We start from the raw sequence: 13,746 nt of genomic DNA, 5'->3' as shown, positions 1-13,746 counted from the left end.
ATAGAAATTTTTATTTCCTGACTGTGACGAATTTTGAAGATGTCGATACGGCAGATTCGACGGTAAAGAAGTCGACCAGCCTGTCGATCCCCTCGTTATACCGTTTGTTCGAATAGGACAAGCGCAACATAGTCGGCAGTCCAAAATCCGATCCCGGTACGGTTGCAACTTGCTTGGATCTCATAATACACTCTGCCAGTTCAAGACTTGTAGAAATATTATGCTCTTCCATATATTTGGAGCAATCCAACGTCAGGTAGAAGCTACCCTCTGCCGGAATAGCCCTTACAAGAGGAACTTTCTCAAAAGACTCGACCGTATAGTTTCTTCTGCCTCTATATAGCTCAACTAATATATTGACTTCTTCTTCGTGCTGCAGCGCTTCAATTGCACCAAACTGAACGACAGGATCCGTAGTAAGCAACGTGTGGTGTTGCATAACCGTCAATGGCGTCACTAACTCGTCCGGTGCGATGCAATAGCCTACGCGTCGGCTATACATACGGTAGCCTTTTGAGAAAGCATTGGTTGTAATAAAGGTAGACTTTGTATTTTTCAGTTCCAATACTGACGTGCTCCGCTCGTCGAAGCAAACATTGGCATAGATCTCGTCATTTATGACAACGGCGCGCCCGTTAATGATTTCATCGATACCATAAAGATCCTCTTTCGTTAAAATATTGCCCAGTGGATTACCTGGCGAGTTTATCACAACGATTTTGGTTCGATCCGTAAAGTTCTCTTTAAAAGAATTCATATCCAATGCCAAGGTGTCAGTATTGATGTTATAGTAACGAACTTTGGCCCCGACAAGCTGCGCGCAGAAATGATAGAGCGAATAATAAGGATGCGGCAAAAGGATCTCGTCTCCCTCCTTCGCTAGCAAATAGAATAAATTTCTGAACAGCGAGCTCGTTCCTACATTAATTACAATATTGTTCGAATTTATATCCAGATCGTACGTTTTCTTGTATTCTGCAGCTAGCGCTTCCCTGAGTTCCGGCAGTCCTTGCGGGAATACGAGTGTACTCTTTTCAAATGAATCCAGAGCATCCTTCATCGCTCCGGTAATCTCGTCATGCAACGGCAGCTCCGATTTTCCCAACGTCATTCGAATAACGTCTCCCGAGCCATTTTTCTCATATTCGTAAGCCATTTGATCCAGCACAAACATTAAAAAACGATTTTTGAAAAATTCAATTTCTGATCTCAATTCCATATAAATACCTCCTATTATTCCGGTATATTTTGTGCAATAATGCCGATTACCTTCTGATACCTCTCCGATAACGACTCCACGTAAGAAGCCTCTAATAACGCCGTATCCCACGTAAATATACACTCGATGCCATTCGTTTTAATCGCTACGGTCAACTGTAAGGCATAGTGATCCGGACGATATTGCTGAAGGTCCACCATGCGGCATCCTGGCATTGTTTCCGTCCAATCTTCTTCTGCGAAACATAGCTGATACAAAGGCAAAGGAACATCTTTTTTCGTCGGTGCATCGCTATCATGTTGCAGCAATTTGCTAAACGGGTAATGGACTTTTTGAACTCCCGTACGATATGCTGTCGCGACTGATTCCAACAACCTATGAAAAGACGATATGCCTCCCACGTCAACCAGCAAAGGAACGATATAGTTGAGTCTCACGGGTACGCCTGAATTGCCAATGACGTCCGCATTCGGACGAATGAGGCCGATTCTAAACTGTTCCGATTGTGTGAGCTGTCTCAAAAGCAATAAATAACCAGTCAGCAAAACTTCTGTTACAATCGCTTGGCAGTCGTTGGCAAACCACTGTACTCCCTTGAGTTCCTCTTCTGTTAGCGTGAAACGAACTTTTCCTTTGTCATGCCTCTTCACGCCCGATTCTGCCTGCATGACTGGGAACCCTTGCAGCAATGGCGGGGATCCGAGAACCTCGTCCCAGTACGCTTTGGATGAATCCAAATAATGTCCCTTGAACATCCGATGCTGCCAGCAGGCATAATTCACTACCGATACCGGCTTCAGCTCGCAATTACTCGCACCCGAGCCGGCCAATCGATATCGCCTGAACAAACGCGACAAAAAGTCGTTAGTGTCTATACATTCGGCGATTAAGGAATGGATGACGACAACAATGTGGTAGCGCTGGTTGCCTTCACGAATCAGCCTCACTCGGCAGAGTGATCCTTTCATCGCATTGAAGGAATATCGAAGTTCTTCCGCGATCATGTCGGCAACCGAATTACGGCCACCGCCATCCGAGCAATCCGTATAGGTATAATCCAGCGGAAGTTGATCATGAATCTGTTGATAAGGGATCGATGACGTTTCAACGAAAGTCGTCCTCAAAGATTCATCCTCAGCTTGCATCTCTTCAAAAGAGATCTTGATCTTATCCCGATCAATATTCCCGATAATTTGTGCATGAGCGATGAAGTGGCTTAGGTTTTTCTTGGTCTCCCAAATTCTCTTTTGATAGAATGATAATGGATAGAACATGGCATGCGGAGCCGGGGTAATGGGAGGTAGCGCAAATCCTTCTTGGCTACTATTCCGCTTGCGTTCAACCGCTACTGACTCTATCGGAGTGAATAAACGATACTCCATCAGCGTTAACTCCGGAGTTTCAACAATTTGATCCATTAATTCAACAAAAAGCTTTGCCAGATCTATAATGGTTTCTTTTTGAAACAATCGATCGTAATACTCAAACCTGCCGCTTAATTGTCCATTAGCAGCCTGAAACAGATCCAGTTTAAGATCCAGTGTCGAGCTCTGGCGTTTCCATTCGACCATGTCCAGTACCAATCGATCCATCTCAATTCGGGTATTCTGAACGCCTTGATTATGCAATATAATCATGGTGTCGAATATTGGATTTCTGCTAATGTCTCGCTTCTGATCGAATTTTTCTACGATTTTTTCAAACGGATAATCTTGGTTGTCATAGGCTTCCAACGTTTTTTGCCTGACTTCCTTCAAAAACTCAGTAAACATTCGGTTACCGATCGGAAAGCTGCGTATAGGCAAAAAGTTAGTAAAAAGCCCAATTGTTCGACCAAGTCCCGCATTTCGCCGACCTGCAACTAACGAACCGACAACGATATCCTCCTGCCTCGTATATTGATACAGTAGAACCTTGTAAACGGCTAGTAGCGTCATATAAAGCGTTGCACCATGTTGAAGTCCGAGCAACTTGAGTTTGTCGGTCAATGTGGTTTCAATCATGAATGAGTAGCTATCGCCTTCGAAAGTCATGACGGGCGGACGAGGATAATCGTAAGGCATAGCAAGTACAGGCGGCCTTGTTCCTGTATGTATGCCCAGTGCGGTCATCCAATAATCTTCTTGTTGTTTCATACGCTCGCTCTGAAGAAATTCATACTGCCAGACTGCGTAATCTTTGCTCTGTTTACGCAGGGGCGGCAGCTCCCTGCCTTCATAAAGGCTGACGAATTCTTGCAACAGAATCTCCATAGAGACGCCGTCGGAAATCATATGATGGATATCAAACAGAAATAAATGCTTAGGGTCTGCCTCCTCCGAATCAAGCAATCGTTGCAGCCTGACCCTAAGCAGAGGAGCTTCCTCAAGTCGGAACGGCCGAATAAAGGCTGTAACAAGCTGGTCCGTATCGCTTTCCGATACCTCGCTATATTCCACTACAAACTCTACTTGTTGACGCACAATCTGAACGATTTCATCCCCCGACATCTCGAATACCGTCCTGAACGATTCATGGCGAGTTATTAACGAATCAAAAGCGCGTCTGAACCGCTCCATATCGAGAGGCCCCGTTATGTAAGCGGCTCCCGGCATGTTGTAGCTAATGTTGTTCTCATCCAGTTGATTTAAGATATACTGGCGCCTCTGGGCACTGGAGACGGGATAGCTCAACCTTGGAGAAACAGAAACGATTCCGATCTCTTTCCTGCTCCCTTCTTCAGCCAGCAAAGCAGCGAGTCCCCTAATTGTTGGGTGCCCGAAAAAGTCGGCAAGCGTTAATTGGGTTGCAAACTCCTTCGCAATTGCGACTACAAGATCGGTCGCAAGCAACGAATCACCGCCCATTTGAAAGAAATCTTCATCTACGTCTACTTGCTCTAAACCCAGCTTGTTCCCCCATATCGCACCTATCCTATATTCCGATGAAGTAGGAACGTATCCGCCAATGAAACCAATCGGCACGCGATGGAAGTCCTGATCTGACGAATTGTCTCCATCATGGCGATGTCCCACAAGGGGGGCATCGACCCAATATCTCTTCTTCTCCCACGCGTAGGTGGGAACCGGAACCTTCTTACCTCCCTTTGGGTAGTAATCCGGCCAATGCGTCAATTCACCAGCAACATAACGCCTAGCCAAGTCCGACATCGCTAGCGGATTATTCTGAAGAAGATCTTTCCTCGTTGTCTCTCTTTCGATATGAGCATTGTACGTTAACGGCGGCTCGCCAAAAAGCGTGGTGAAAATGCCCGCTTCATCCCTCAAGCTTTGATAAGACTTCCACGACATATCGTGTACCAACTGGAGCTTCTCCTCAAGCATATGAAGATCCGAGACGGGAATCGCAAGCCGATGCTGGTAGTGACCTCTTCCCGTGTTAAGGACGTAACACAACTCATCCAAACCTACAGCCGTATCGTTGCGCAAAAAGTCAACGTATTTGCCGATCAGCCGGCGAAGAGAACCTTCACTTCGCGCCGACAGGGTAAACATTCGTTCTTGTTGAGAAGATGGCTCTTTGGCTGGCGCATTCCGATACTCCTCCAACACCACATGACAGTTCGTTCCGCTCAGACCAAACGAGCTGACACCCGCACGCAAAGGCTCGTCGCCCAATCCTTTCCATTCCGTTACCGTTGTATTTACATAAAGCGGTGAATGATGTAAGCTCATCAATGGATTTGGATAAGCAAAATGCAAGGTCGGGGGAATTTTCTTATGTTGCATGGCAAGCACAATTTTGATTAGACCCGCCATACCGGAAGCCGAATCGATATGTCCAATATTGCTCTTGACAGAACCGAGTCCGCAAAATTGTTTTTTGTGAGTGTACTTGCGGAAAGCATTCGTTATCCCTTTCACTTCAATCGGATCTCCGATCTTAGTTCCGGTACCATGCGCTTCCATATATGAGATCGTCATCGGATCGATACCCGCACGCTTCCAAGCCTCTACAAGAACCTCCTCTTGCGCCCGTGCATTCGGAGAAGCTAGCCCATTGGATGTTCCATTCTGGTTGATAGCGCTTGCCTTAATGATCGAATAAATGTGATCTTGATCCTTCTCTGCCTGGTCAAGCCGCTTAATTAGCACGACTCCGCAGCCTTCTCCCCATCCCGTACCGTCGGCTGCGGCATCGAAGCTGCGAGATCTCCCCTCCGCAGATGTAATGCCCAGATTGCCGATTTCCAGCTTGCCTGGCAATGCTCCGATGGTCACGCCTCCTACGAGCGCCATGTCGCAATCGCCCGCTAACAAACCTTCACACGCAAGATGAAGGGCAACCATGGACGATGAGCAGGCCGTCGCTACGCTTAATGCGGGCCCTGTCAAATTAAGCGCATAAGAGAGACGACTGGCCACGATCGGAGGGAAATTCCCAATAAATGCAGCAGGAGAGTTGTCCGCTATCAAATCTTTGTAACGCGGCTCGCTAAATCCTACATAGACACCTACATGGGAATTGCATATACGCTCTCCACCGTAACCAGCATCTTCTATCGCTTCATATCCCGTCTCCATAAAAATGCGCTGCTGAGGGTCCATATATTTGGCCTCTCCAGGGAGAATGTTAAAAAATTCCGCATCGAACGTTTCTATGTCATCCAGATATCCCGCCGAAAGGTAGGACTCCTTATCTTTTTCACGCAGAAACGGGAGAACTCGAGCAAACCGCGAATCTGGAAAATCCCTTATTCCATCAACGCCGTTGATGAGATTTCTCCAGTATTCCTCTTTGTTAGCAGCCTGTGGAAAGCGGCAGGAAATCCCTATTATCGCGATATCTCTTGCGTTTAATTGATTTTCACCCGATGGTTGAATCGTTTTCATCCGCAACTTGTACTCTTTAATAAGATTGAAAGCACTCTTTTCGGATATTTCTTGTTTGGCGACAAGCTGCAGAATGATTTCAACAAACTTATCTGTCATATTTCTCCAATTCCTTTCATCGCCTCGTCAATTGAGATTTCTTCCTCCTTTACGCGTCGGATCAATTGTCGAAGCTCCTCTTCTTCCTCTTGCTCGATTGCATATTGCACTTCCGTTTCTTCTAACGCTTTCTGCTCTCTTGCCATATACTTCGATTCGATATACTCCGCCAGGTTGGCAACGGTCCCATAAGAGAACAAATCCCCAGCTTCCACTTCCGGATCAACTCGTTCATTCAGAAGTGCCAAGACTCTCAATATAAGCAGAGAGTCTCCGCCAATTTCAAAAAAATTGTCATGCACGTTGATTTCTTCATAACCGAGTGTTTCCGCCCATATTTGAGCGATCTCTCGTTCCAATTGCGTAATAGAATTTTTCGTTTTTCCAATTAAGCGTACTTCTATTACCGGCCTACTGACGGACGACACCTGTCCCAAATGGCTGGAAGCACCGCTTTGAGCCCGGGTTAGTAGCGGAATTTCGAGAACATTGGATGCAATCTGTATTTTCATCATCGGTGCCCACTCGGTTAGCTTTTCTTCATCGAATTTGCCTATCACAACTTGATCCAGTCTCCTAGACAGCCCTAGCCTGAAAGCATCAAGCGCTTCTTGAACGGACATGTAAGCCATACATCCTGGGCCAGTAAGACCTTCCCACGCATACCAGTTGATCGCCAGAGCGTGTTTTCCTTGCCTGTTCCGATATGCACTGAACGCATCCATAAAACTATTGGCTGCCGCGTAATCGCCGCCCCCGGCCCCTCCCCATAAAGAGGCTACCGAAGAGTACAGGATGAAAAAATCCAATGACTCTTCGGCGAACAGCCGGTCTAAAACCAACGTCCCATAAATTTTCGGTCTCAACACCTTTGTAAAATCTTCCTTCGTCTGGACAGCCAAAGGTTTGCTTGTCTCAGCGGTTGCTGCCGCGCAATGAATGACGCCGTCGATCCTGCCCAGTCTTTCCCGCACATGATCCACGATTTGTTCCATCGAATCGAAATCCGATACGTCTCCTGAATAATACAAAACTTCCGATCCGTTCTCTTCCATATCCATGAACGCCTTAATTAAACGGAAGGCATTTGCATTTTCAGAATCGTGACTGTGAGCGGTTAACCATTGTCTCCATGTCGATCGTTCTGGCAATTGGGTTCGGTTCACGATCACAAGCTTTACGGGATTGTCCCGTGTAAGGAATCGACATACTTCCAGCCCTAATCCTCCAGCCCCTCCCACTACCATATACACCCCTCCGTCACGGAAGACAACGCTCTGCGAAGTTCCTTCGCTCAGATCCAGCCTGGACATTTGTTGAACGAATCGTCCGTCACGAATGGCCGTCAATGCATCCGTCTTATTTTCACGGATCTCATCAAGGATGCTCTTCGCCAACTGCAGCGGTGTTGCATTGTACGTATCTAGATCTAAGCCATAGCATTGCAGCATCGGAATCTCCTGCGGGATAACCTTCGTAATCCCGTATATCGAAGCATTGTGAGGCAAAGGGTCCGACTCGTCGAACAGCCGATATCCGTTATTGGACACCGTACGTATCTCAATGATTTCATTTTGTACGCGCCGCGACAGTGCTTGCGTCAGCAATAATAAGCTGTAAATACCTGATTGCAAACACTCCTCGACCGATATCGGTTGCAAGGCTTCTGTACAGGTCCATAAATGAACAATTACGCCAATCTGCCTATGCCTTTGCTCCACCTCATCCAAAAGACGATCATAATCTGCATTCTCATCCGGTCGAATCATAAACCTGCCGTCGTCAATGCTACAAAACGTCTCCCCTATCGCAACTGTGACCACAGGTTGACCAACCGATAGGAGATGGCGGATCAATTCCTCGGCGATCCCCATGTTATCCTGGAAAATTAAAAATGCTCCTTCTGGTAGAGTATTACTTCTGGTCTTCAATTCCTTCTGAACCCACTGGACACCGTACAGAAGCTCATCGGGAGAATGCCGTGTTTTCCCGGTATTGTGTGCGACAATCATGGCCGTTTCCGCCTCGTCGCGCCGCTTTGAACTCATAGGAAATGTTCGCACTTCTCCAAAATACTCTTCCCGCAACAATTGCTCCCAGACATCGGCGGATACAAGAGGCGAATCGGTTCGCCGGTCACCGTCTTCATACAGCCACCACCCTTCCGTCATCCCCCAGACCAGATTTTCCGCAACTTCGTTCTGAACTTTCTCAATCAGGTGCAGCGTACCGTTGACAGCTAAAACCTTCTTCAATTGAGCAAGGGAGTTTTTCATAGAATGGGTGGCATGGATCACGTTAAGCGCGATAATCATATCGAACTCTCCCTGCTTAAATCCTTGTGCGAATGGATCCTCCTCCACATTAAAAACCTTGTAATGCACAAAAGGATATGGTTCGAAATTTTTTTGAGCCTCAAGTATGATAGCCCTTCCAATATCTGTGTAATAATATTCGATTTCCAGATGTTCGATTGCAGGAAAGATCGCTCTTCCTACCGTTCCAGATCCCGCTCCAACCTCTAATACTTTTAAAGGCATTCCAGTATGGGATACAATCTTTTGCTTAATCGAATCGATTGCCATGATTTCATAGAGATCCCCTGCGGTTTTCCCCTTATTCGCGAACGACGCCAAGAAATTGGGAGTACCATCAGGGAAAAGTACGCTCAGCGGAGATCTGCGTCCGCTCAACACATCTGGATAATAGCTGAGACAGTAATGGATCACTTTGAAAGTTCCAACAAACTCCGGGTACTGGGTACAATTGCGGTCTAATAAGGTTGTAAGGTTTTCCCCAGACCTATTCTTCAAGAGAATAACCGTATCTTCGCTAGTGCGAATCCAGCCTTCTGTTTCCAGAACGCTAAGCATGAAAGCAAGCAGCCGCTCATATTGTGGTACGACACCGAGCATGCTCTTCACAAATAGCTTTTGATACACTTCACTTGGATCGGTCAGCGTCCCAACGGATTGGAAAACATCGAGAATAAGCAGAGCGGCAAACTTGCTCACCGCCTCTTTATAGCCTGCCACCGGTGTAAACCCGCTCTCATCCAGCAACCGTTCCCCGATTCCAAAGGTTGACTCATAAATAAGCCAGTGATTAGCATCCATTTGGATTTCTGTCGAGACCCCACCAGTCTCCTGACTTAGATCATCATTACTTTCCTTCTCTATCCAGTAACGCCTCTCATCGTACGGATAGGTTGGCATCGATACACGCTGCCGGTCTTGTCCTTGGTGGTAGCGGCCCCAATCCACATCTTCACCACGAATAAAGCGTTCCAAGATTCCAATTATTGGATCACCCAACTCCATCGTCCCATAGAAACCATTAACCTCTTGCCCCGGATACCTGCAATAAATATTAGTCTTATTCAACCTCATCGTATTCATATCGGATGGGCATCTTTGGCTAAGCACAAAATCGCTCAGCTTCCGCCGTAAATCTTCCAGAGACTCCGCAACTATAGCCAAACGATAACTGTATCCGCTGCGGCTGATATTGGAGCAATAGCAAATATTCTCCAGTCTGTTGTCGGTATTAGCCAGATAGGCCACGAATCTGTCCGCATACTTCCCAAGCGTCTCAAGAGATCGAGCCGATAAGGTAAACAACTGTTTTCCCTCTATTGCAGACTTCCTAGTCTCTGCCTGATACTCTTCCAGCACCACATGGCAATTAGTCCCGCTGAGTCCGAACGAGCTTACACCTGAGCGCCGAATCCCATATTCCGGCGCCCAGGCATGATAACCAGCGTTCACATAAACAGGAGAATCGATAAAATCGATATGACGGTTGGGCTCCCGAAAGTGAATCGATACAGGGATTTGCCGTTTATAAAGAGCAAGGGTTGCCTTAATAAATCCGGCTATTCCTGCGGCCGAGTCGAGATGCCCAATATTGCTCTTGACTGAGCTAATAGCACAAAACTGTTTGCGGTTTGTATAGCGTCGGAAGGCTTGCGTAATCCCTTCTATCTCGATAGGGTCGCCTAATTTCGTACCGGTTCCATGCGCTTCAATATAACCGATCGTGACCGGATCAATGCCAGCCCGCTTCCAAGCTTCATCGATCACATTGGCTTGGGCGGCGGCATTAGGTGCGGTAATACCGTTGGAACGACCATCCGAGTTCGAAGCTGTGCCTTTGATCACCGCGTAGATATGATCGCCGTCAGCAACAGCTTGTTCCAAAGACTTCAGAATGACGGCACCAATTCCTTCTCCCCCGCCTGTACCGTCCGCTGCTGCGTCGTACGCCTTCGTCCGTCCATCCGGCGATGCAATTCCCATCTCGAAGATTGATCTTTCAACAGGGGACAAATGCAGATTCACCCCACCCGCGATGGCAAGCTCGCAATTCCCTGTAACGATATCTTGTACCGCATGATGCACTGCCATTAACGAAGATGAACATGCCGTATCGATAATCTCGGAAGGGCCCGTCAAATTGAACACATAGGAAATTCTTCCAGCTATTACAGAATGCAGATTGCCTGGCAATGCCGATGGCTCCACATGAGCAATCAAATCAATGTAGCGCGGCTGGCCTGCTCCGACGTATACCCCTGTTCTTGACCCGTATAACTCTTTCTCCGAATAGCCTGCGTCCTGAACGGCCTCCCAGACGACTTGCAAAAATAACCGTTGCTGAGGGTCCATCATTCGTGCTTCATTGGGAGAAATTCCAAAAAAGGCCGCGTCAAAGCCGTCGATTCGTTCCAAATATGCGCCTTGAGGATATTCCACATCGGCTTTCTGGCGGACATCGTATACACTATCCTTCGACCTGTTAACTGGCACATCCCTCACAGCATCAACTTCTTGAAGCAAGTTATCCCAGAACGCTTCATATCCGTCTGCAAGCGGAAACCTGCATCCTATGCCAATGACCGCCACTTCCTGACTGTATCCAGCATTTTTGGCTCCAGTTGCTGGCAGACGGCTAATTCCAGCGTCTGTTGCTTCTGCCGCTTCGGCCATCGGTGCGTTCAAATTGAGCCGCTTAGCTTGCAGCTCTATGGTGTGATAAGTAAATAACTGGGCAATCGTCAAGTCCGCATGAAAAGTATGATTGATTCTACTCTGCAACCGCACAATGGATAGCGAATCACCGCCGACTTCAAAAAAACTATCCTCAACCCCTACAGAAGCAATGCCTAGCAGCACACACCATATTTGAGCCAGCTTTTGTTCAATTTCATTGCGGGGCAAAACAAAATTTCGGCTATTAGCGCTACCAATGAGATCGATAGGCAGCGCTTTCTTATCAATTTTACCGTTATTCGTGACAGGCATTGCTTCAAGACAAACCAATTGAGAGGGGATCATATATTCGGGCAGATGCTGCTTTAAATACGACCGCAGCGCGTCCGGCTCAAGCGATTGTAAAAGCCTGCCGGCTGCATTGTTCAAGGTATAGAAAGCGGCCAGTTGCACGGAATGCTCCGAAGCTTCAAGTGCTATAACAACAGCCTCTTTGATCAGGGCATTCTCGGTCAACACATATTCGACTTCACTTAATTCAACGCGCATTCCCCGAACCTTCACTTGTTGATCTAATCGTCCTATAAATTCCAGATTGCCGTCAGGCAGCCACTTGACCAAATCGCCTGTTTTGTACATTCGTTCAAACCCAGACCGGAAGGGATTCGGCACGAAAGCAGCATCTGTCAATTCCTGATTATGCAGGTAGCCCCGCGCTAGTCCCGCTCCGGCAATATACAGCTCCCCCGTAGCCCCCAGCGGCATAAGGCGCCGCCTATGATCCAGAATGTACGTTTCATAGTTAGTCAGAGGCTTTCCGATCGGCATGACAACATGTTGGTCTATCGGATTGAACTCGTAGAGGGTCGTATTAATGCTTGCCTCTGTTGGACCGTAAATGTTAATCAATTTATCGATATTGAGTTTTTGGACTAACCGTTGAGCTAGATCTCTTGTGAAAACTTCTCCTGCTAGTATCAAATACGTAATGGCATGGTTACGGCCTTCGGACTGTTCGAGAAGAATCTCCATTAAGGACGGAACCGTGTTGACCACATTGATGCGATTGTCAGTCACCCATCTCCAAAACATACTTGGATTCGTTCTAACCTCTTTCGTCAGGAGATGAACAGTCCCACCGGTAGCAAGTGGCAAAAATACTTGTTGGATAGAAGGATCGAAAGTTAATGGCGCCATTAATACATGCCTATGATGTTCGTCGAAAGAATAGCGCCCCATTAGTCCTTCAATTTGATTGACAATGCTTCCATGCTCAACCATTACTCCTTTTGGAGCACCCGTTGATCCTGAAGTATAAATGACATAGGCAAGGTTAGAAGGGTAAACGGCGGTAGACGCGTCAACATAATCCCTTATATACAGATTCGGATCTGAGATGTTAACAAGCGTTCCTTTAAAGCGGTGCCTATTCAAATAGGGTTGGGCCGATAACAGCACTTCTATCCTGCTGTCGGCCAGAAGGAGCTGTACGCGATCATCCGGATTTTCAGGATCGATCGGACAATAGGCTCCACCAGCCTTTAGGATCGCCACGATAGCGATGACGACCTCAATCGTAGGCTGAACCATTACACCAACGATGCTTTCAGGTCCGACGTCAAGGCTTCGAAGCGTATGCGCCAGTTGGTTTGCTTTTTCATTCAGCTCTTTGTAGCTGATCTTAGCCTTATGATCCACTACTGCAATATTCTCAGGAGTTCTTTCCGCTTGTTCCTCAAGCAATTGATGTAGCGTTAACTTTGCAGGAATTTTTATAGCTGTCCGGTTAAACTCGTGCAGAAGAAGCTCGCGTTCCTCTTGGGCCATCATGTCCATCTCGTCATCCTCGAGTCTGCTGAGCAGGTTCCCCTGCAGCTGATCCAGGCAGACTAGCAAATTAGCCGCGAATGCACGAATGATTCCGTGTGCATATATTTCAGGACGATAGGACAATCGAATCATACTGCCAGTCGATTCGTTAGGATCCGTTAATAACTCAATAATCAGATGAAAACGGTCCAGTTCCTCCACGTAGGTCTGCAACGCATAGTCGATGCACGCAACTTGCCAATAATCTTCCAGCTCTATACCATGATGAGATTTTATCTTCTCAAACATCGAGTCCAGCGACACATCTCTATGGTTAAACGTACGAGAGACTTCAACCTTCATCTCTTCGATCAGTTCCCGCCAACGCTTCTCACCACTCACCTTGCTCTTTAGAATCAGGATTCCGTCATTGGCAGCTCTAGGCTCAGACTGCAATGTCGACGAGGTCCCCAAATGGATCTCCTTACCTTGCGAATAACGGTACAACAACCCAGTAATTGCTGTTAGAACCAGAATAAATCTGCCTTTGTCGGAAAATGTTGACATAATTTGTAATTTCTTAGCAACATGAACAGGAATGGAAATTTCTAATCTTGAACGCTCCGCTTCCTTCCCATCACAGATCGATTTACCCTTTGGAAGCATCTCTCTTGTAGCATCGCGAGAAAGCTTATCTAGCCAATACTCTTCAATTATTTTTGATTGGATATGCACGGGCTTTTCCATATACCCCCCTCCTTTTTCCAATTGAGACTGACTTCAATGATTATTTCCA

The 13,746-nt window shown here is 46.9% G+C and carries 3 protein-coding genes; all 3 read right to left on the bottom strand.

Annotated features, from left to right (window positions below):
* Positions 1–10: 10 nt before the first annotated feature.
* From BW961_RS15445 to BW961_RS15435, 3 genes are read right to left on the bottom strand one after another with little or no spacing between them, the layout of a single operon-like run.
* The gene (locus BW961_RS15445) at positions 11–1,219 is read right to left on the bottom strand and encodes a pyridoxal phosphate-dependent aminotransferase (protein ID WP_068579263.1); all 1,209 of its coding nucleotides are present in this window, start codon (positions 1,217–1,219) and stop codon (positions 11–13) included.
* 14 nt (positions 1,220–1,233) lie between these two features.
* Positions 1,234–6,150: a condensation domain-containing protein gene (locus BW961_RS15440; protein ID WP_068579260.1), complete on the bottom strand. Its 4,917-nt coding sequence runs from the start codon at positions 6,148–6,150 to the stop codon at positions 1,234–1,236.
* Positions 6,147–13,697 carry an amino acid adenylation domain-containing protein gene (locus BW961_RS15435; protein ID WP_068579257.1) on the bottom strand — a complete coding sequence of 2,517 codons (7,551 nt, stop codon included), beginning with the start codon at positions 13,695–13,697 and terminating at the stop codon, positions 6,147–6,149. Before BW961_RS15435 ends, BW961_RS15440 begins: the two co-directional genes overlap by 4 nt.
* Positions 13,698–13,746 lie beyond the last annotated feature (49 nt).

Origin of the sequence: Paenibacillus macquariensis, assembly GCF_900156375.1 — a bacterium.
Lineage (GTDB): Bacteria > Bacillota > Bacilli > Paenibacillales > Paenibacillaceae > Paenibacillus_AQ > Paenibacillus_AQ macquariensis.
Note: the sequence above shows the minus strand (reverse complement) of the source record. Positions and strands in the feature narration are given on the sequence as shown.

Excerpts from the sequence above, each read along its gene's own strand:
- BW961_RS15445 (WP_068579263.1), bottom strand. The coding sequence starts at position 1,219 with ATGGAATTGAGATCAGAAATTGAATTTTTCAAAAATCGTTTTTTAATG.
- BW961_RS15440 (WP_068579260.1), bottom strand. The coding sequence starts at position 6,150 with ATGACAGATAAGTTTGTTGAAATCATTCTGCAGCTTGTCGCCAAACAA.
- BW961_RS15435 (WP_068579257.1), bottom strand. The coding sequence starts at position 13,697 with ATGGAAAAGCCCGTGCATATCCAATCAAAAATAATTGAAGAGTATTGG.